This is a genomic window from Nocardia jiangxiensis NBRC 101359, from assembly GCF_000308615.1.
Classification (GTDB): Bacteria; Actinomycetota; Actinomycetes; order Mycobacteriales; family Mycobacteriaceae; genus Nocardia; species Nocardia jiangxiensis.
Genome location: NZ_BAGB01000061.1, coordinates 145,712 through 166,085 on the forward strand (window position 1 = coordinate 145,712; position 20,374 = coordinate 166,085).

Below are 20,374 nucleotides of genomic sequence, written 5' to 3' on the forward strand. Positions count from 1 at the left end.
CGTACTGCCGGTTCGGGGCCACGTGACCGGCCGAGAAGCCCGAAATCCGCACCGTCACGGATTCGTCAGAAATGCGGCGCGTGCGGTCCACCGGGACCGGTTCGGATATGGCGGCGCTCACCGTGGCGGTTCCACGGCATCTCCCCAGCCCGCTCTCAGGAACGGCGCGCTTAATTGATTGAGAGGTTCCTGACCAAAAGGACGTGATGACCGTGTATCCGAATCAGGGGAGCAGGCCCGGACAACCGGGCCCGTACGGAGCACCTTATGGCCCGTATGCGCCGCAGGGTGGCCATCCACCGCGTATGCCGCAGGACCGTCGGCCACGTCACGGGCTGGGTTTCACCGTCGTGGCCGCGATCGTGCTGGCCCTGGCGGTCACCATCGGCATGGTCGCGGCACGTCTGAGCACGAACGGCGCGGTCACGCGATCGCCGATGGCGCAGTCGCCGGGCATCGTGTCGCAGCCGGTCGATTCGCAGACCAGCACCGCCGATCTCACCGCCGCGGCGAACAAGGTCGTGCCCGGAATCGTCAACGTCGACACCCAGCTGGGCCTGCAGAACGGTGAGGGCGCGGGCACCGGAATCGTACTCACCTCCGATGGCGAGATCCTGACGAACAACCACGTCGTGGAGGGCGCCACCAAGATCTCGGTCACCGACCTGGGCAACGGCCGGACCTATCCCGCGACGGTGGTCGGTTACGACCGCTCCGACGACCTCGCGATGGTGAAGTTGTCCGGCGCATCGGGTCTGCAGACCGCTCCCCTGGGCAATTCGGATCGAGTAGCGGTCGGCGACGCCATCGTGGGCCTGGGCAATGCGGGCGGCACCGGCAGCCCGACCGCGGCCGCCGGGCAGGTCACCGGGTTGGACCGGTCGATCACCGCGAGTGACGAGGCGGCCGGCGCCTCGGAGAAGCTGACCGGACTCATCCAGGTCGCGGCGAACATCCAGCCGGGCGATTCGGGTGGTCCGCTGATCAACAGTGCGGGACAGGTCGTCGGCGTGGACACCGCCGCCTCCCAGGGCTTCCGCTTCGGCACCGTGAGCACGCAGGGCGGTGGGGAGGGCTTCGCCATCCCGATCAACAAGGCGCTGACCATCGCCAAGCAGATTCAGTCGGGTAAGAGCTCGAGCACCGTCCACATCGGTCGGTCCGCCTTCCTCGGCGTCACGGTGACCGACGCCGACGGCGGTGCACTGGTCCGCAATATCGTCAGCGACGGCCCCGCCGAACAACTGGGCCTGACCCCGGGCGACGTGATCACCGGCGTCGACGGCACCACGATCGGTTCGGCTCTGGAGCTCACCGACGCGATGGACCAGCACCACCCCGGCGACACGGTGACGCTGAAGTTCGCCGACCAGTCCGGGCAGGCCCAGTCGGCCAAGACGAAACTCGCCCAGGGCCCGGTCGGCTGATCGAGCACCGGCACGCGATACGGACCGGCACCGCACATTCGGTGCCGGTCCGTTTCCGTTGGAACGATTCTCGAAGAATGTCGACAATCCGATTGTTCGCCCGACATCGACCGCCGAGTCGATCTTCTACTACTGCAACATTTTTCGAGTCACGGCGGCGTGGACGTCATCCCCCGTGCGTCGAAATTTCCGCCGCCCCGGGCCCGATGGGCCACTTCTGTTTGACGTGATGCCCGCATGGGTACTCGGACACAATGACGGCAAGACGGGGTCCGATCCAATTGCCAACGCCCGGAAGCCGTTTCGATCACGTAGCCGCCGGATACCTGTATCGACGAGGATATCGGGACACTCCGCCAGCGGCAAGAGATACGGATAGCGCTCAGCACAACACCGACCGCACTGCGATATCCGCGATGACGGCCCCGAATCGACAGGCTGGATCCAGGGGTCGAGAGGAGACAGGTCTTGTCGACTTCAACACGGGGATCGGCGATCCGAAACCCGGACAAAGGTTATATCGCCCTGCTGGGCTGGAGTCTGAACGCCGTCGAAGCGGTGGATCGTTTCGACCGGCGCTACGTCGTGGTGGCTCCGGAGTGGGCGGAGGAATACTGTACCGAACACGAGATCCCTTATATTCTCTGGAATTTCGAGCGACTCAACGATCGCTCGATGGAGATCGCCGAGACGTTGAAGGCCAGGGGGGTCGACGTCGCCATTCCGATCTTCGAGGAGACCGTGGAGTGGGCCGGCGCGATCAACTCCGTGCTGCTGGACAATCCGCGCCTGCTGGGGCAGGCGATGCTGCTGCGCGACAAGTCGCTGATGAAGCGCCGCGCACAGCTCGGCGGTATCCGGGTGGGCATCTTCGAGGAGGCCCACGAGCGCGACGACGTCATCCGCTTCCTCAAGCGGGTCAACCAGACTCTGCTCAAGCTCGACGGCGACCCCAACGATCCGATCCACCTCAAGGCATTCGACAAGGCGGGTTGTCTCGGGCATCGGGTCATCCGCACACCCGACGAGATCGATTCGATTCCCGACGAGGAATTCCCGGTCCTGATGGAATCCCATCTGGACGGTTGGGAATTCGCGGTCGAAGCGTGGATCCACAACGGCAAGATCTGTTTCCTGAACATCTCCGAATATGTGACTCTCGGATATTCGGTATTCGTTCCGGCGACGCCGGAGCTGGAACAGTACCGACCGGAGATAACCCGGCAGATCGAGAAGTTGATCAAGACATTCGACATCGATTTCGGATTCGTCCACCCCGAATACTTCGTGACCAGCGACGGCGAGATGTATTTCGGCGAGGTCGCCTACCGGCCACCGGGATTCAAGGTGTTCGAACTGCTCGAGCGGTGCTACGGATTCAACGCGTACCACGCGCTGGTTCTGGCCTTCGACCCGAAGACGACCACCGAGGAGATCGAGGCTTTCTTCCCGAAGGAGGTGGTGGACGCGAAAGGGCATGCGGGCTGCTTCGGAGTTTATCCGCGCCGACGCGTGGTGAGCCGCTTGGCCATGCCCGAGGAGACCGAGGAGCATGACTACTTCGATTCCCACGAACTCACTCCGCCGCTGGAAGAAATGGTGACCAAACGCACTGCGTTCGGAAACCATTGGGGCGTACTGTACTTCTTCGGAGAGGACCCGTACACTCTCCGAAATCTGTTGAAGCGACAGGAAGAACTCGACTTCTACATTTGAATCCGTTCGTCGGTAACGGCTCACGGGAAGGCCCGGAGATTGAGTCCACTGAGCAGCGACAGCGCGGCGTTGGACAAACGCCTGGCTGCGCTGGACGATGCCACCGGATCCCTCGCGGCCGCTGCCGATTTCGGTAAGCAGGTCAAACTCACGAGGGTTCTGGGCATACTGCGGCGGGTGCTGCCCCTGCCCGGCGGTTGCGCCGCGGTGCGGGCACGCGCGGCCGGACTGGAGTCGGCCGGTCTGTTCCTCGGGACGGACTGGGCGAGTCCGGAGATCCTGATCCCGGCCCTGAGCACAGGGTCACTGCGCAGCCCCAACCCGGACACCGTCGTACTCGAGACGGTCAGCGATCTGCGTCTGCTTGCCATCTCCAAGGGCGAGTACGTGCACCCCTCGGTGTCCGCCGAATATGCCTACGAACACCTTTCGCAGGTGCTCGCGACCAACCTGTCGCTACTGTTCGCCCCGCCGTCGGAGGCCGAGCGCGAACAACAGGGCCGGATGGCGCTGGCCTCTCGCGAACTGCTGCACCATCTGGTTCAGGAGATCGGGTACGAGAAGGTGCTCGAGAATCTGATCGACGAGATCTGGCGCATCCTGCGCCAACGCCCGATCCAGGTCGATTCGGTCAAGCGGATGATCACGCAGATCGCGGTGGCGCGAGCCAACCCCGATATCGATCTGGGCGCCGGCGCACTCGGCGCGGACAGGCTGATCAGCAGTCTCTACAGCGCTACCGACGCGTGCCGCGAGGACCCCGGCGTCGAGGTCTACCGCGCCCGGCTGGAGGCGATGGACGACGGCGCATTGCAGTTCGAGGCAACGGGATTCGCGCGGTCCATGCACGACACCGGACTGGTCTCGCCGTATCACGCGACGTTGCTGCGTCATCTGCTCGGCAAGGGCGAATATCTGCTCGCCGAAGCGATGGGGTTGTCCAGCACCGGGCGCGACTGTCTGCTCTGCTACCACGAGCTGGTGCGTACCCTCATCGAGAAGGCCGTACATCCCGAGACGGCCCAGTGCGTCTACGGTCTCGCGTCGCTGCTCGAACGCGGCATCCTGTATCAACCGCCGGTCGCGCCCGCGATGTGGCGGCAGCTCGGACTGGAGTTGTCGGCCGACTCGAAGGCCCGGTTGACCCAGGTGTTCGGGCCCTCCCCCGACGCCGGCGCCTGGCTGTTGTCGGGTGTGCTGTCCATCCTGGGGCTGCCGCTGGGCGTCGGGCAGGGCGACAATCCCACGTGCCAATCGGCGCGCGCGCTGTCGATGTGGGCCTACAACGACCCCGACTACCTGTTGCAGACCGTGGCCTGGGCGGCGCGTGACGACGAGGTCGTCATGCATTTCGAAGGGCAGGCGCTGTCCTCCCGGGAGATCGCGACGGGTATGGCGACCACGCTGGCCTTCGATCTGGATCCGGTATCACTGCTGGTGGTGCCGCATCTGGACCGGATCTACGCGGAGATGGGGCGCCAATGTATCGGCCGCGAGGGCGATCCGCACCGCTGGATCAATCCGGAATTCCACGGCTGGTGGTCCGGGCGGGGATTCCGGATCAACGTCGACGTGGCCACGGGCGCGCTGACCGACCTCGACGAGTTCCTGCGGCACTTCTACGCCAGCTATCACCCGTACTACAACGGCAACCAGCCGCTGATCCACCCGCAGCCGGCCGGTATCGCCGTCACCGACAGTGCGGCCCGATTCGTCGGCTGGCATGCGATCACGATCCTGCGGGTCAGTCTCGACCCGCAGGAGCAGATGCGGGTCTACTTCTACAACCCGAACAACGACAGCGGGCAGGACTGGGGTGACGGCGTGGTCGTCGGTACCGCCGGGCACGGTGAACGTCCCGGGGAAGCCTCCCTGCCGTTCGAACAGTTCGCCTCACGCCTGTACATCTTCCATTTCGACCCGCTCGAGCACGGCGAATCGGCCTCGATCGCTCCCGACGAACTCGCGCAGGTGACCGGGTACATCCACCGCAGCTGGGGCGCGGACCGTCTGGGCGGCGAGGCCGCCGAAAGCTGACGCACCGCAACGCGATTCACGACGCACCGATTCGTCGCGAACGGCCCACCCGCAGTGCGCGGATGGGCCGTTCGTTTCGAGATCTGTTGTCCGACAGCTGGACTCAGCTGTAGATGGCCTCCACGTCGGAGGCGTAGTTCTTCATCACGACCGCGCGCTTGAGGGACATCTTGGGGGTGAGTTCGCCGCCCTCCTCGGTCCAATCGATCGACAGGATGCGGATCTTCTTGATGGCCTCGGCGTGCGAGACCAACTTGTTGGTGTCCGCGACCGCGGCGTCGATCTCGGCGACCAGATCCGGGTTCTCGATCAGCTTCTCGATCGGAGTGTCGGCGGGCAGGTTGTGGCGTTCCTTCCAGCCGGGCAGCGCCTCGGCGTCGAGGGTGATCAGCGCGCCGATGAACGGCTTACTGTCGCCGACGACCATGACCTGGCTGATCAGCGGGTTCGCGCGCAGCGAATCCTCGAGCATGGCCGGGGAGACGTTCTTACCGCCCGCGGTGACCAGGATTTCCTTCTTGCGGCCGGTGATGGTGATGAAACCGTCGGCATCGATCGCACCCAGGTCGCCGGTCTTGAACCAGCCCTCGGCGAAGGCGTCCTCGGTGGCCGCGTCGTTACCCCAGTAGCCGGAGAATACGACCGGGCCGCGCAGCAGCAGCTCGCCGTCCTCGGCGACCTTCGCACCGTGACCGGGCAGCGGGCGGCCGACCGTGCCGATGCGGGTGTGCTGGCGGGTGTTCACCGCGACCGCGGCGGTGGTCTCGGTCAGGCCGTAGCCCTCGTGGATGGTGACCCCGACGCCGCGGAAGAAATGTCCGAGGCGCGCGTTCAGCGGGCCGCCGCCGGAGACCGCGGAATCGCACCGTCCGCCCATCGCCTCGCGCAGCTTGCCGTAGACCAGCTTGTCGAAGACCGCGTGCTTGAGTTTGAGCACCAGACCGGGCCCGCCGTTGTCCAGGGCCTGGCTGTAGGCGACGGCGGTATCGGCCGCGGCGTCGAAGATCCCGCCCTTGCCGCCGTCGTGCGCCTTCTGCTTCGCGCCGTTGAACACCTTCTCGAATACGCGCGGCACCGAGAGGATGAAATCGGGCTTGTACTGGCCGAACTGCTCGACCAGGGTGGACCAGTCGGCGGTGTGCGCGACGGTGACACCGGCGTCGAACGCGGCCAGCGCCACCGCCCGCGCGAAGACGTGGGCCAGCGGCAGGAACAGCAGCGAACGCTTACCCGGCCGCAGATCCTGCGGCATGACCGCGCGGTCCGCGGCGGATTCGGCATAGAGATTCGAATGCGAGAGCATGACGCCCTTGGGGCGTCCGGTGGTGCCCGAGGTGTAGATCAGGGTGGCCGGGGAGGCCGCCTTGACCTGTGCGCGACGCTCGTGCACGACCGCATCGTCGAGATCCGCACCGCGACGGGTGAATTCCTCGACCGCGCCCTCGCTCAGCAGCAGGGTTTCCTTCAATTCCGGCAGCGCCGACTCGATCTCGCCGATCGTCGCGCGCTGCTTGGGCGTCTCGACGACGAGCAGTTTGGTCGCCGAATCCTGCAGGATCCACTTGGCCTGCTCGGCCGAGGAGCTGTCGAAGATGGCGACGGTGCAACCGCCCGCGGCCCAGATCGCAAAATCCAGGACGACCCAGTCGTACTGGGTCGAGGCCAGGATCGCGACGCGATCGCCGAGTTCGATGCCGGTGGCGATCAGCCCCTTCGCCACGCCGGTGACGGCCTGTGCGAACTGCTTGGCAGTCACATCGGTCCAGCCGCCCTTACCGTCCGGCCTGTTGAACACCACCAGGCCGGGCGTGCGCTCGGCATGCCGGAAGACGCCGTCGGAGACGTTGATGTCTTCAGGGATGGTGTAGGTAGCCGGGACTTCGAACTCTCGCATCGGTGCCCTTCCACGTGGTTTACTCACCAGTAATTTACGCTAGCCGCCGCAACGGCCGACGCGGGACCGCCGCATCGGCCACGACCGGGCCGTCTTCCGGCGCCGGATCGTCCGCACCTCATCCTATGGTCGGGTTTGCGCAGGTTGCAGCGATTCGTCGAGGAAGTCGGCGAGCTCGCGCACCGCGGCCGCCGCCGGGGCGACCAGCGAAGCCTGCAGCTGGGCCACATGCCACAGTCCGCGCGTCACCGAGAACTTCGTCGGCACACCGGCCTCGTCCAATGCCACCACCAGACGGGTGCACTGGGTGTACAGCATCTCGCCCCGGTCCGCCTGGACGTAGGTCCGCGGCAATCCGCTCAACTCACCCAGCAGCGGCGCGTAACCGGGATCCAGACCGTCACCGGCACCGAGATAGGCCTCGGCGCAGGCCCGCGACCACGGACGGCTGACCACCAGATCGCGCTCCCGCGGGGCGGATTCGTTCGGATCGGACCACGGCGCGATCAGACCCAGTGCGGCGGGCCGGATTCCGTGCTCGTCGATCAGGCGGCGAGCCAGCGCCAACGACAGCCCGCCACCGGCCGAATCACCCGCTACCGCAAGGTTTTCCGGCTGCAACCCGGTGGACAGCAGCTCCAGGTAGGCGGCCTCGGCGTCGTCGAGGGCGGCCGGATACGGATGTTCGGGCGCGAGCCGATAGTCCGGCAGATAGACCGGACGGCCGAGTTCGCGGGCCAGATGCGCGGCCAGCGAACGATGCGTGGCGATCGAACCGATGGTGTAGCCGCCGCCGTGCAGATACAGCAGCGCCCCCGAACCGGTACCCGAACCGGAGGTGATCCGCTCGGCCGGACGACCGCCCAGGCGCAACCGGTCCACCCCGGTGCCCGGCGGCAGCACCTGCAGCGCCGAGCCGGCGTCCAGCAGCGCGCGCTGCACACCCCACGGCAGGCGGGCGTGCATCGCATATCGGAACATCGGGTGCAGCACCGCGCGGGCGATCGGCAGCGGCAACGAAACAGCGGGCATCGCGGGAATCCTCATCCGATCAGGGCAGGAACCGCCGGTTCACCAGAGTGGCGATCCGCTGGTAATACGAGCCGGTGGTGCGCACGAACAGATCCAGAGCCTTTGCCTCCCAGCCGATCAGCACCCGGCCGTGTCCCTTGGCGACACCGTCGGTGATGGTCTGCGCGGCCATCTCCGGAGTGTGCAGGGCCAGCTGCTTGTCGAAGAACGAGGCGAACTGCTTGGCGTCGATCCCCTCGGCGTAGGTGGCGTTGCGCGCCACGGCGGTCTTGATGCCGCCGGGGTGCACACAGGTGACCTTGACCGGCTGCTTGCGCGCCATCATCTCCTGGCGCAGCGACTCGGTGAAGCCGCGCACCGCGAACTTCGCAGCGTTGTAAGCACTTTGGCCGGGGACCGCGATGAGCCCGAACAGGCTGGACACGTTGATCACGTGTCCAGCACCGGATTCGACCAGATGCGGCAGAAATGCCTTGGTGCCGTTGACGACTCCCCAGAAGTCGACGTCCATGATCCGCTCGATGTCCTTGAACTGCGAGTCGATCACCTCGCCGTGGAAGGCGATGCCGGCGTTGTTGTAGATCTGGTGGACGACGCCGTAGTGCTTCTTCACCTCGTCGGCGTAGAACAGTACGGCCTCGCGCTCGGCGACGTTGAGCCGATCGGATCGAACCTGCGCGCCCAGTGCCTCACAGCGTCGGACGGTTTCGGCCAGCCCCTCGGTATCGATGTCGGAGAGAGCGAGTTTCGCGCCGCGGCGGGCCAGATTCTCCGCCAGCGCGCGCCCGATGCCCGATCCGGCGCCGGTGATCACACAGACCTTGCCGGTGAAGTACGCGTCGTTGCTCACTGTCCTGCTACCACTTTCGCTTCGGGCCGCCCCTGGGCCCCGGATGTTTCGGAGTTCGCCGCGGTGCTGGTCCGATAGGCCGCGACATCGAAGGTTTCCAGCAACCTACGGAATCGGAACGTGAAATCGGGCCACAGCGTGGTGTTGTTGCCGTGCTTGTCCAGATACCAGCTCGCGCAGCCGCCGGTGCTCCACACACTGCCGACCAGCTTGTCCTGCAGTGCGCTGTTGAACGTGTCCTGCGTGTCCTTGTGCACCTCGACGGTGCGCAGATCCATCCGATCGAAGGTGGCGACCGCGTCGGCGACGTAGTTGATCTGCGATTCGATCATGTACACCATCGAGGTGTGCCCCAGGCCGACGTTCGGGCCGAGCAGGAAGAACATGTTGGGGAAGTTGGCGATCGCCGAACCCTTGTACGCCTGCTGACCGCCCTCGTCGAAGACCTCGGTCAGGGTGCGTCCGTCGCGACCCGAAATCGTCTCGTACACAGGCGAATCGGTGACGTGGAAGCCGGTGGCCACGATGATGGCGTCGACCTCGCGCTCGGCGCCGTCCTTGGTGACCACCGATCCGGGGCGGATCTCGGCGATGCCGTCGGTGACCACGTCGACGTTGTCGCGGCCCAGCGCCGGGTAGTACTCGTTGGAGATCAGCATGCGCTTGCAGCCGATGCGGAAGTTCGGGGTGACCTTCTCGCGCAGTGCGCGATCGCGCACCTCGTAGCGCAGCTTGGCGCGGGCGATGGTCTCCAGCGCCAGCATCGCGGGCGGGAATTTGGCCAGGCCGACGACCTGGGTCTCGCGGGCGGCGTAGATGGCCGCGCGGGACAACTTCTGTACGCCCGGAACGTATTTGAAGGCCAGCCGCTCGGGCAGCGTGTACGGCCGGTCCATCCGCGGCAGCAGCCACGGCGCGGTGCGCTGGTACAGATCCAGGTGCGCGACCTTCGGCGCGATCGAGGGCACGATCTGGATCGCCGAGGCGCCCGTGCCGATCACCGCGACGCGCTTACCCGCCAGATCCGCATCGTGATCCCAGCGCGCGGAGTGGAAGATCTGCCCCTCGAAGGTGTTGATGCCCTTGATATCCGGCAGATTCGGCTCGCACAGCGCGCCGACCGCGGAGATCAGGATGTCGGCGGTGAACTCACCCTTGCTGGTGTGCACCTCCCAGCGGGCCTGCTCCTCGTTCCAGCTCGCGCCGGTCATCTCGCAGTCGAACAGGTGCTTGTCGCGCACGCCGTACCGCTGTGCCACGCCCTGGATGTAACTCTGGATCTCGGGCTGCCTGGAGAACGACCGCGACCAATCCGGGTTGAGCGCGAAGGAGTACGAGTACAGGTGCGAGGGCACATCGCAGGCCGCACCGGGATAGGTGTTGTCCCGCCAGGTGCCGCCGACGTCGCCGCCGCGCTCGAGCACCAGATAGTCCTGCACCCCCTGCTGGCTGAGCCGGATGGCCATGCCCAGTCCGGAAAAGCCACTGCCGACGATCAGGACGTGGACGTGGCGGGCCGGTTCCCCCTGATCACCGACACCACTGTCTGTAACCTTGCGACTCATGTATCCGAGCCTAAGCGCTTATTGAGCCGGAGTCAACAGTATTGACTCGCGTTCAGTAGGATGGTCCCCGTGAACGGAAAAACTGCCGCCAAGAACGGGAAGCGGGTGCGCCTGAGCCCCGACGAACGCCGTCGGCAGCTGATCACCCTGGGCACCCGGATGCTGCGCGACCGCGCACTGGAGGATATTTCGATCGGCGATGTCGCCGAACAGGCCGGAATCTCCCGCGGCCTGCTGTTCCACTACTTCTCCTCCAAGCAGGAATTCCAGCTGGCGATCGTGGCCAACGCGAATGCCGAACTGCTCACCCGCACCGAACCCGACCGCAGCCTCGAGCTGGGCGATATGTTGCGCGATGCGGTGCGCCGCTACGTGGACTACGTCAGCGAGAACCGCACCTCGTATCTGGCCCTGCTGCGTCGTCCCGCCGGGACCGAACTCATGGCCCTGGTCGATGCGACCCGCGGCGCGCAGGCCGACCGCATCATGGCCGAGATCCCGCTGCCTCCGGACCATCCGGACCGTCCCCGGCTGGAGCTGGCCGTGCGCGGCTGGATCGCCTTCGTCGAGGAGGTCACGCTGAGCTGGCTCACCGCGGAGACCATCACCCGCGAGCAGTTGATCGACATGCTCGTCGAGTCGCTGCCCGGACTCGCCGCCGATCCGACGCTGATCGCTCTGCTGCGCAACTGATCCGAGCCTTTCGCCTCGTCGAACGGCAGCCCGGCCGGTCAGGTGTCGTACTCGTACCCCGCGCGATCGAATCGAGGCAGCGAGATCGCGGTCAGCACCGCCGCGAGCAGAATCATGACGGCCGAAACCAGCAGCGCCACATCCAGTCCGCGATGGAACGCCGCATAGGTGGCGGTGATGACCTTGTCGACGATGGGCCCATAGGCCGCCGAGGCGGCCTGATCACCGCCCGCGGGGACGTTGCCGGTCTCGATCGCATCGATCACGATGGCCTGGAAGTTGGCCGGGATCTGCAACTGATTCAGCCGCGAGGTCAGGTCGGAGTTGAGGAACGAGTTGACCAGCGAGCCCAGGGCCGCGACGCCGACGACAGCGCCGACCTGGCGCATGGTGTTGGTGGCCGCAGCCGCCATACCCGAATGTTCGGCGGGAACACCGGACAGCACCGCCGACGTCAGCGGCACCACCGCGATGCCGAAACCGATCCCGGCGAGCATCAGCGACAGCGCCAACGGCGTGAAATGCACGGTGACCCCGAGGAATTGGCGGGTCAGCAGAATTCCCGCACCGCCGAGTACGCATCCGGCGATCATCGGCGTGCGCGAGCCGCGCGAGGCCACCCAGAATCCGGAGATCAGCGAACCCAGGATGATGGCCACCGCCATCGGCGCGAAGACGGCCGCGATCCGCCAGCCCGAATAGCTCACCACCTCCTGCAGATACAGCGCGGTGAAGAAGAAGATCGAGAAGATGCCGAAATACACCGCGAACGCGACGATCAGCGCGCTGCGCACCAGAGGGCTGCGCAGATAGGCGAAGTCGAACATCGGATTGCGAGCCTTGGTCTCCACCACCAGAAATCCCACTCCGGCGATACCGCCCACCACGAACAGCGCGATCACCGAGGCGGCGCTGTAACCGACCTGTTCACCGGAGATGCCCGCATAGATCACGCACGCGAGAAACGTTGCGCCCAGGACGAATCCGGGCACATCGACCGGTCCCGGCTGCGGATCGGCGCTCTCGGGAACGTAGCGCAATGCGGCGACCAGCACCAGCACGCCGACGATCAGGTTGAACCAGAACACCGACCGCCAGCCGAACGCGCCGACCAGCAGACCCCCGACCACGGGTCCGGCGGCCAGCGCCAACCCCGATACCGCCGCCCACGCACCCAGTGCCTTGGCCCGTGCGCTCCGATCCGGATAGATGTGCCGGATCAGCGACAACGTCCCGGGTTCCGAGGCGGCCGCGCCCAGCCCCATCACCCCGCGCCCGGCGATCAGCACCGCCACCGACCCGGCCAGCGCCGAAAGCACCGATCCCGCACAGAAGATCACCAGTCCGGCGATCATCACCCGTTTGCGGCCCCACCGGTCGCCCAGCGATCCCGCGGTCAGCATGAGGCTGGCGAAGACCAGCGTGTAGGCGTTGACCACCCATTGCAGCGACACCACTCCGGCGTGCACATCGGACTGGATGTTGCCCAGGGTGACGCTGACGATCGTGGTGTCCAGGAACGTCACGAACAGCACCGCGGTCACGACGGTCAGCGCGAGCCGCGGCCGCTCGGCGCCGCCGCGGGTCGGATCCCGCGATATCACGGTGCGCCACAACGATTTCGGTGCGTCCGAGGAGGCCATGTCCGGCTCAGGGCGTCGGCGCGGGCGCAGGGGTCATCGCGGCGCACACCGGCGGCGGGTTGCCCTCGAGGGTCAGCAGGGCGCAGAACGTCGCCGCGGTGACCTTCCAGGTGCCGTCGGTCCGGACCGCGGTACCGGACTGCCCGGCCAGCGCCGGTTTGCCGTTGAGCAGGATGGTGAAGGTGACATCGGCGTGATCGGTGGCCGAACTGGCCACATTGGACACCGTCGCGGTGGTGCTCTTGGCCATCGAGGAGTCGGCCTGGGCCTTGATGGTGTCCGCGAACGCCTGGCCGTTCTCCAGCAGCGCGATCTTCTGATCGGCCGTGGTGGATCCGTCGAAGAAGCGCTTGTAGGTCGTCGTCACGGCCTCGGTCACGCTGGCCGGGTGAGCGCTGGACGGCGTACCGCTGGATTTGTCATCCGACCCGCCGCATGCGGCGGTGGTGCTCAGCAGTGCGGCCAGCGTGCAGACGGTGAGTGTGCGGGCCGGGATCGTTCGATTGAACATGCTCGCGCCTCCCTCGGGTGGCTGCTTGATCAACCCACCTGAGATTACTCGCCGGAACCGGCCGATGTGCCCGGATCGTCCTAGAGGTCGTGCTCGTCCAGCCAGCCGCGCGCCAGATCCGCGGCCGAGGCGTGCTCGTCGCGCAGACGACGGGTCAACGTGGTCAGGTCGGCGGTGGTGAGTTCGCCCGCAACGTAGTTCAGCTTCTTGATCTGGGTACCGGTCAGCGAGCCCTGCCGGAACAGCGGGACGATGTTCTGCGCACGGAACGCGTAGTCCGGATCGGCGGCCACGACCAGGTCACCCGGGCCGCCGGGCAGCAGCGTCGCCGGGGCGGTCAGCACTCCGGCCTGAATCCGCCCGCCCCGCAACGCGTCCCGCAGTGCGGTATCGCTGTGGTAGATCGTGTAATGGGTGATATCGCAGCCGTACACCTGTCGCAGCGGGGTCAGCACGTCGCGCTGCGGGTTCGGCCCGGGGCGCAGCGGATCCAGCTCGCTGCCCGTGGCGATGCCCACCGTCAGCTCACCGCAGTGCGCGGCCAGATCCTTCAGCGAATGCGGCAGGCGGGCGGCCTGCGCGGCGGACAGGACGAAGTCCGGGCGCAGATCGGTCCCGTCGGCGATGTCGGAGATCGCCAGTCCCTCGGGCAGCGCCCGGCTCAGCGCATCCGAGACCGAGGAACCGGGTTCGGCCTGCGCGACGGTCGTTCCGGTCGCCTCGCTCGCCTGGGCCGCGGCCGACTCCGGATCGGGGATACGCGCGGTCGAGCGTGGATCCAGCGCGGTCAGCAGATCGCCGCTGTCGTCGCCGACCAGCGTCACCCGATCCGCGTCCAGCGCGGCCAGCAGGTCTGGACGCCCGCCCAGCCGCGCGCTCACCACCGTGTGCGCGCCGGTGCGGGCCAGCGCTCCGGCATAGATCTCGGCGATCAGATCCGACTGCGCCGAACTGCCCGCGCCCACCGTGATCGTCCCGCCGGATTCGCTGTGCGAACACGAGACGACCAGCGTCAACGCCGTCACGGCGAGTACCGCGCGAGCCGCCGTTCGCAGCGACGCTGCCAATTCCATCCGGCGACACCTACTCCCGTTAGATAGTCAGAACGACACCCGGCTGCAAGGATGGACAGCCAGACCGCGGCCGTCCCGACGACGAATGGTAGCCGGGCCGCGCCGCACCTCACCCGGCAGCGCCGGGCCCTCGGAAGGACTGCAGTGAAATCCACGATCTCTCTCTCCGCGCGTCGGCGCGGACTTCGCCCCGCATTCACCGCCGTCCGGTTCGTCGCCACGGCCGTCGCGCTGGCCGCGGCGATGGCCCTGTCCGCCTGTGGCGGCAGTTCCGATCCGCTGGCCTCGGGATCGGGTAAATGCGATGGCGATGTCAACAAACTAACCGTCGGCTCGGCCAATTTCCCCGAATCCGAGACCGTGGCCGATGTGTACGCCGAGACGTTGCGCGCCAACGGTTTCACCGTCGACACCAAACTCGATATCGGCAGTCGCGAGGCGTACATCCCGGCGCTGCGGGAATGTTCGATCGGCCTGATTCCCGATTACACCGGCAATCTGCTGCAGTACCTGGACAAGTCGACGACCGCGACCGATGCGGACGCGGTGAACCAGGCGCTGAGCAAGGCGCTGGGCAATGATCTGGTCGCCGGCACGCCCGCATCGGGTGAGGATTCCGATGCGGTGGTGCTCACCCAGGAAACCGTGCAGAAGTGGAATCTGCATTCGATCGCGGACCTGGCCGCGCACTCGTCCGAGGTGAGCTTCGGCGGGTCGCCGGAATTCGCCGAGCGCCCCGACGGCCTGCCGGGCCTGAAGAAGCACTACAACCTGGATATTCCGTCGAACAGGTACGTCCCGATCAGTGACGAGGGCGGACCCGCGACGGTGCGCGCGCTGACGACCGGCCAGGTCACCGCGGCCGACATCTTCACCACCTCCCCCGCCATCAAGGAGAACAACCTGGTGGTGCTCGCCGATCCGCAGCACAATTTCGCGGCGCAGAACGTCGTGCCGGTGCTGAACGCGAAGAAGAAGTCCGACAAGGCGCTGAAGGTGCTCGACGCGATCTCCTCGAAATTGACCACCGATCAGCTGATCGCACTCAACGAGCAGGTGTCCGGGGCCACCAAGACCGAGCCCGCGGCCGCCGCGAAGTCGTGGGTCACCGCGCAGGGACTCGACAAGCCGATCGGATAGATTTGCCGGTGAGCGCGAATATCGGTGGAGGGAACCGGATGTCGGCGGGGTACGGTCGTGAGTGAGATCGAATTCAGTGGTGTGAGCAAGACCTACCCCGGTGGTACGACCGCGGTCGCCGATCTGGATCTGCGGATCGAATCCGGGTCGTTCACCGTATTCGTGGGCCCGTCGGGCTGCGGCAAGACCACGTCCATGCGGATGATCAATCGGATGATCGTGCCGACCGCGGGCACGATAACCGTGGCGGGCCAGGATATTTCGACGGTCGACCCGGTGCAGCTGCGACTGGGTATCGGCTACGTCATCCAGCACGCCGGGCTGCTGCCGCATCGCACGGTGCTGGACAACGTGGCCACGGTCCCGGTGCTGTGCGGGCAGTCCCGGCGGGCCGCGCGCGGGGCCGCCCTCGAGGTGCTCGATCGCGTCGGGCTGGATCGTGCTCTGGCGAGCCGATATCCGGCACAGCTGTCCGGCGGACAGCAGCAGCGGGTGGGTGTGGCGCGGGCGCTGGCGGCCGATCCGCCGATCCTGCTGATGGACGAGCCGTTCAGCGCGGTGGATCCGGTGGTGCGCGAGGAGTTGCAGGCCGAAATGCAACGGCTGCAAGCGGATCTGCACAAGACGATCGTCTTCGTCACGCACGATATCGACGAGGCGATCAAACTCGGCGATCGCATCGCGGTCTTCGGCCGCGGTGGCGTTCTGCAGCAATACGATTCGCCCCAGCGGGTGCTGGCCCAGCCCGCGACCGATTTCGTGGCCGATTTCGCCGGGCGGGACCGCGGCTATCGCGGCCTGTCCTTCCGCACCGCCGACGACGTCGTGCTGCACGAGATCCGGACCGTGACCGGATCGGAGGTTCCCGAACTGCGGCTCGATGCCGGGGAATGGGTGCTGGTCGTGGACGATTCGCGTCGCCCGGTCGGCTGGGTCGACGTCACCGGCGTCGAGCGCGTGCGGGCGGGAGACGCACTGGCCGAGAGCATGTCCGCGGGCGGTTCGCTGTTCTCCCCCGGCGGCGATCTGCGCCAGGCTTTGGATGCCGCGATCTCCTCGCCCTCGGGGATCGGTGTGGCCGTGGATGATTCGGGCGCGGTGACCGGCGGCCTGCTGGCCACCGAGGTCATCGATCGACTGGCCGCGCAACGGTCGGACGAGGACGCCGCACGCAATCGCCACTTCTTCGCACAGGAGCAGGCGCAGTGAGACCGGATACGCCCCGATGAGATATCTGATCGACAACTTCGCCGAGATCGCCGGATTCGCCCGCACACACCTGTATCTGGCGCTGGTTCCGCTGCTGGTCGGACTGGTGATCGCGATTCCCGCGGGTGCGGCGGTGCGGCGGGTGCCGTGGTTGCGCCGGATCACGATCACCGTGGCGAGCCTGGCCTTCACGATTCCGTCGCTGGCACTGCTGGTGATCATTCCGCCGCTGGCGGGCATCGCGACCATCGATCCGCTGAACGTGGTCATCGCGCTGAGCATCTATTCGGTGGCGCTGCTGATCATCGCGGTCCCCGCGGCGCTGGATTCGGTGCCCGCCGAGGTGCTCGACGCCTCCGACGCCATCGGCCACACCCGGCTGCGCCGCACTCTGACGGTCGAATTCCCCTTGGCCATACCGGTTTTCGTGGCGAATCTGCGGGTGGTGGCGGTCACCAACATCTCCATGGTGACCGTCGGCGCACTGATCGGGGTGGGCGGGCTGGGCAAACTGTTCACCCAGGGATACCAGCGCGACTATCCCGACGAGATCATCGCCGGAATCATCGTGGTGCTGATCCTGGCCCTGGTGGTCGACCGGGTGCTGTTCGCCCTCGGACGCTGGGCCACGCCGTGGCTGCGAGCGAGCGGGCCGAGCCTCACGCAACGGCTGCGGTCGGCGAAAGGGGTTGGCGCATGAACCTTTTCATCGACGCCTGGCACTACTTCAGCACCGCGGCGAACTGGGGCGGCCCGGCCGGAATCGGCAATCGGCTGCTGCAACACCTGTGGTACAGCTTCCTGGCGATCGCGATCTCCGCGGTCATCGCGGTACCGATCGGACTGCTGATCGGACACACCCGACGCGGCGGCGGCATGGTCGTCGGCTTCGCCAACGCGATGCGCGCGCTGCCGACGCTCGGCGTGCTGACCATCGTGGTGCTGGGCCTGGGACTGGGATTGCTGCCGCCACTGCTGGCACTGCTCACCGTCGGCATCCCGCCCCTGCTCGCGGGCACCTACGCGGGTATCGCGAATGTCGATCCGACCGTGGTGGACGCCTCGCGCGCGATGGGGATGACCGAACGTCAGATACTGCTGCGCGTGGAGACGCCGAATGCGATGCCGGTGATCCTCACCGGATTGCGTTCGGCCACACTGCAGGTGGTGGCCACCGCGACCATCGCCGCCTATGTCAACCTGGGCGGACTGGGCCGATACATCTTCGACGGCATCAGCCTGTACAAGTACGACCGGGTGCTGGTCGGGGCGCTGTTGGTGGCCGTGCTGGCACTGGCGCTGGACGCACTGCTCGCCCTGGCGGTATGGGCCAGCGCACCGGGCACGGGCCGATTGCGCCGCAGCGCAACGATTCCCGACGCCCGGTGAGCCCAGGTTGGCTCGAAAAGCCGTGCGTTACCGGAGATTCAACTGCCAGGAGACGCCGAACCGGTCGTTCACCCAGCCGAAGCGCCTGCTGAATCCGTACTCGCCCAACGGCATCAGCTCCCCGCCGCCCTCGGACAGCGCCGCGTAGAGCCGCTCGAGTTCCGCATCGGAGGAACATTCGACGAACAGCGACATCGACGGGGTGAAACCGAACTCGTGATGCACGAAGCTGTCGATGCAGCTGAACTGCTGACCGGCCAGCGCGAACACCGCACGTTTGACGGTGCCCTCCGGTCCGGGTTCACCGGCGGCGAACCGCTCGATCTCCAGCACCGCACCGTCTTCGAAAAGACTCGTGTAGAAGGTCATGGCTGCCTCGGCGGCACCCTCGAACATCAGCTGCGTGGTGATTTTCTGATCCGCCATGGCGCCCATCATGACATGTCAGCGAGCGAGTCCGGTGCGATGCGCGTAGGCGATGGCCTGTCCTCGGTCGCGGACGTCGAGCTTGGCGAACAGCGAATTGATATGGCTCTTGACGGTGCTCAGGCCGATGTACAGCTCCGCGGCGATCTCGGCGTTGTTGCGCCCCTGAGCCATCAGGCGCAGCACGTCCAGCTCGCGGTCGGTGAGATCCGCCCGCGCGGGCTGGGTGGCCGCGCCCAGTGCCGAGACCAGGCGCGCGCCGACGTCGGCGGCGAGGGTGGTGTGCCCGCTGGCGACCGAGCGCACGGCCGCGGCGATCTCGGCGCGTCCGGCGTCCTTGGTCAGGTAGCCGCGCGCGCCCGCACGCAGGGCCCCGGCGATGGAAGCGTCGTCGGCGTAGGTGGTCAGGACCAGGACCGCGGTTCCGGGATGGGCTGCGGTGATCGCGGTGGTCGCGGCCACGCCGTCGACACCGGGCATGCGCAGATCCATCAGCACAACCTGCGGAGACAGTGTGCGGACCAGTTCGACCGCCTCCGCGCCATCGCGCGCCTCGCCGACCACCTCGACGTCGGGCAGCAGCGACAGTACGGTGCTCAGGCCGTCGCGCACCGTGGTCTGATCATCGGCCACCACGACCGAGATCATCTGCGCGGCACCAGAATGCGAACCATCCACTGTTGTTCCTCCCTTCCCGCGCGCACCGTGCCGCCCACGGCCGCGATCCGTTCGGTCATGCCGAGCAGGCCCGCGCCCGCGCCGGAATCCCGCAGCGCACCGAGCCGAGCGGTGAGCGGATTGCCGACCACCACGTCCAGACCCTGGTCCCGGTCCTGGATGGTGAGCGTAATCGGTTGTCCGGGAGCGTGTTTGCGCGCGTTGGTGAACGCCTCCTGTACCGCGCGGCCGACCGCGACGGCGGTCTGCTCGTCCAACCGGCGCAGATCGGCGTCGAGGAGCAATTCCACCCGGCCGCCCGAGGCGCACTCGTCGCCGGCGAGACGGCGCAACTCCGCACCCAGGTCGAAACCGTCCGCGCGCATCGCGTTCACCACTCGCCGCGCGTCCTCGAATCCGGACCGGGCCAACTCGTGCGAAGCTTTGACCCGCTCGGACGCGCGATCCACCTCGCCCGCCTCGAGCAGCGCGTCCGCGGCGTCGAGCTGACGCACCAGTCCGCCCAGGGTGTGCGCCAGCACGTCGTGGATGTCGCGGGCCAGCCGGCCGCGTTCGGCCAGCGCGGCGGCCCGGTCCCGCTCGGCGCGGATGATCCGGTTCTGCTCGACCAGCAACCGATTCTGTTCCGCCGCCCGGCGCGACTGGCGACGGCTCCAGCCCATCAGCCCGAATACCAGCACCCCCACCAGGAGCCCGAGCAGATCGCGCGGATGGCCGGCGACGCCGAGTACCGACACGCAGGTACACACCGCGGACAGGGCCGCGACGGCGAGTCCGATCGTCACCGGCGCGGTCGCCAGCGACAACGCCGCGAAGACCGTCGCCAGTGCGGTGATCGCCGATCCCGCCACCCACGCGGCGGTCAGCCCGCCGCCGATCGCCATGGCGCACAAGCAGATCCACCCCGGCCACACCGATCCCGGGGGTTCGGCGATCCACGCCGCCCAGCCGAGCCAGGACAGCACCGCGCCCGCGGCGATCCACGGATGTGACCACAGGTGCGCGTGCAGCGAGGAGAAGAGCACGGCGACGAGCCCGACCAGGCGAAGCAGCCTGGACAGGCTCGTCGGCACGGTAGCGGCGATCATCGC

Annotated in this window: 18 protein-coding genes; 8 read left to right on the forward strand and 10 right to left on the reverse strand. The window is 67.0% G+C overall.

Annotation, left to right across the window (positions count from 1 at the left end; translation table 11 throughout):
* Window positions 1-305 precede the first annotated feature (305 nt).
* The 3 genes from ON40_RS26910 to ON40_RS26920 all read left to right on the forward strand — a co-directional run bounded on the left by ON40_RS26910 (window position 306) and on the right by ON40_RS26920 (window position 5,180).
* Window positions 306-1,427, forward strand: coding sequence for a S1C family serine protease (locus ON40_RS26910; RefSeq protein ID WP_245568006.1), 1,122 nt, complete (start codon window positions 306-308; stop codon window positions 1,425-1,427).
* Window positions 1,428-2,102: 675 nt separating this feature from the next.
* Window positions 2,103-3,143 carry an ATP-grasp domain-containing protein gene (locus tag ON40_RS26915; RefSeq protein ID WP_373281981.1) on the forward strand — a complete coding sequence of 347 codons (1,041 nt, stop codon included), beginning with the start codon at window positions 2,103-2,105 and terminating at the stop codon, window positions 3,141-3,143.
* 39 nt (window positions 3,144-3,182) lie between these two features.
* Window positions 3,183-5,180: a hypothetical protein gene (locus tag ON40_RS26920; RefSeq protein WP_040827406.1), complete on the forward strand. Its 1,998-nt coding sequence runs from the start codon at window positions 3,183-3,185 to the stop codon at window positions 5,178-5,180.
* Window positions 5,181-5,283: 103 nt separating this feature from the next.
* On the opposite strand, the gene ON40_RS26925 is transcribed toward ON40_RS26920, so the two are convergent.
* From ON40_RS26925 to ON40_RS26940, 4 genes are all read right to left on the reverse strand, one after another.
* A complete protein-coding gene (locus tag ON40_RS26925; RefSeq protein WP_040827408.1) occupies window positions 5,284-7,074 on the reverse strand; it encodes an AMP-dependent synthetase/ligase in 1,791 nt (596 codons plus the stop codon).
* Window positions 7,075-7,197: 123 nt separating this feature from the next.
* Window positions 7,198-8,106, reverse strand: coding sequence for an alpha/beta hydrolase (locus tag ON40_RS26930; protein WP_040827411.1), 909 nt, complete (start codon window positions 8,104-8,106; stop codon window positions 7,198-7,200).
* A 19-nt stretch (window positions 8,107-8,125) separates the two neighbouring features.
* Entirely contained in the window at window positions 8,126-8,956 is an 831-nt protein-coding gene (locus ON40_RS26935) for an SDR family NAD(P)-dependent oxidoreductase (RefSeq protein ID WP_040827413.1), read from the reverse strand.
* Complete coding sequence (locus tag ON40_RS26940) at window positions 8,953-10,521, reverse strand: flavin-containing monooxygenase (RefSeq protein WP_040827415.1); 1,569 nt, start codon at window positions 10,519-10,521, stop codon at window positions 8,953-8,955. Before ON40_RS26940 ends, ON40_RS26935 begins: the two co-directional genes overlap by 4 nt.
* Window positions 10,522-10,581: 60 nt before the next feature.
* Between ON40_RS26940 and ON40_RS26945 the strand changes: the two genes are divergently transcribed.
* A complete protein-coding gene (locus ON40_RS26945) occupies window positions 10,582-11,214 on the forward strand; it encodes a TetR/AcrR family transcriptional regulator (RefSeq protein ID WP_040827417.1) in 633 nt (210 codons plus the stop codon).
* A gap of 38 nt (window positions 11,215-11,252) precedes the next feature.
* On the opposite strand, the gene ON40_RS26950 is transcribed toward ON40_RS26945, so the two are convergent.
* The 3 genes from ON40_RS26950 to ON40_RS26960 form a co-directional block, all read right to left on the reverse strand.
* Window positions 11,253-12,857 (reverse strand): MFS transporter, encoded by a 1,605-nt coding sequence (locus ON40_RS26950; protein WP_083895952.1) that lies wholly within the window; start codon window positions 12,855-12,857, stop codon window positions 11,253-11,255.
* Window positions 12,858-12,864: 7 nt separating this feature from the next.
* Window positions 12,865-13,368 (reverse strand): MTB12 C-terminal domain-containing protein, encoded by a 504-nt coding sequence (locus ON40_RS48350; RefSeq protein ID WP_063713092.1) that lies wholly within the window; start codon window positions 13,366-13,368, stop codon window positions 12,865-12,867.
* An 80-nt stretch (window positions 13,369-13,448) separates the two neighbouring features.
* The gene (locus ON40_RS26960) at window positions 13,449-14,441 is read right to left on the reverse strand and encodes a glycine betaine ABC transporter substrate-binding protein (protein WP_040827419.1); all 993 of its coding nucleotides are present in this window, start codon (window positions 14,439-14,441) and stop codon (window positions 13,449-13,451) included.
* A 243-nt stretch (window positions 14,442-14,684) separates the two neighbouring features.
* On the opposite strand from ON40_RS26960, the gene ON40_RS26965 reads away from it, so the two are divergent.
* From ON40_RS26965 to ON40_RS26980, 4 genes are read left to right on the forward strand one after another with little or no spacing between them, the layout of a single operon-like run.
* On the forward strand, window positions 14,685-15,581 hold the full coding sequence (locus tag ON40_RS26965; RefSeq protein WP_051193604.1) for an ABC transporter substrate-binding protein: 897 nt from the start codon (window positions 14,685-14,687) through the stop codon (window positions 15,579-15,581).
* A gap of 57 nt (window positions 15,582-15,638) precedes the next feature.
* Window positions 15,639-16,790 (forward strand): ABC transporter ATP-binding protein, encoded by a 1,152-nt coding sequence (locus tag ON40_RS26970; protein ID WP_040827421.1) that lies wholly within the window; start codon window positions 15,639-15,641, stop codon window positions 16,788-16,790.
* A gap of 16 nt (window positions 16,791-16,806) precedes the next feature.
* Window positions 16,807-17,490 (forward strand): ABC transporter permease, encoded by a 684-nt coding sequence (locus ON40_RS26975; RefSeq protein ID WP_040827423.1) that lies wholly within the window; start codon window positions 16,807-16,809, stop codon window positions 17,488-17,490.
* Window positions 17,487-18,179, forward strand: coding sequence for an ABC transporter permease (locus ON40_RS26980; protein ID WP_040827426.1), 693 nt, complete (start codon window positions 17,487-17,489; stop codon window positions 18,177-18,179). Before ON40_RS26975 ends, ON40_RS26980 begins: the two co-directional genes overlap by 4 nt.
* 27 nt (window positions 18,180-18,206) lie before the next feature.
* On the opposite strand, the gene ON40_RS26985 is transcribed toward ON40_RS26980, so the two are convergent.
* Genes ON40_RS26985 through ON40_RS26995 form a run of 3 tightly spaced genes read right to left on the reverse strand, consistent with a single transcriptional unit; the run spans window position 18,207 to window position 20,371 of the window.
* A complete protein-coding gene (locus ON40_RS26985; RefSeq protein WP_245568008.1) occupies window positions 18,207-18,605 on the reverse strand; it encodes a VOC family protein in 399 nt (132 codons plus the stop codon).
* Window positions 18,606-18,623: 18 nt separating this feature from the next.
* Window positions 18,624-19,283, reverse strand: coding sequence for a response regulator transcription factor (locus ON40_RS26990; RefSeq protein ID WP_444543724.1), 660 nt, complete (start codon window positions 19,281-19,283; stop codon window positions 18,624-18,626).
* Entirely contained in the window at window positions 19,250-20,371 is a 1,122-nt protein-coding gene (locus tag ON40_RS26995) for a sensor histidine kinase (protein ID WP_051193590.1), read from the reverse strand. The genes ON40_RS26990 and ON40_RS26995 overlap by 34 nt, the downstream gene beginning before the upstream one ends.
* Between the last annotated feature and the right edge of the window lie 3 nt (window positions 20,372-20,374).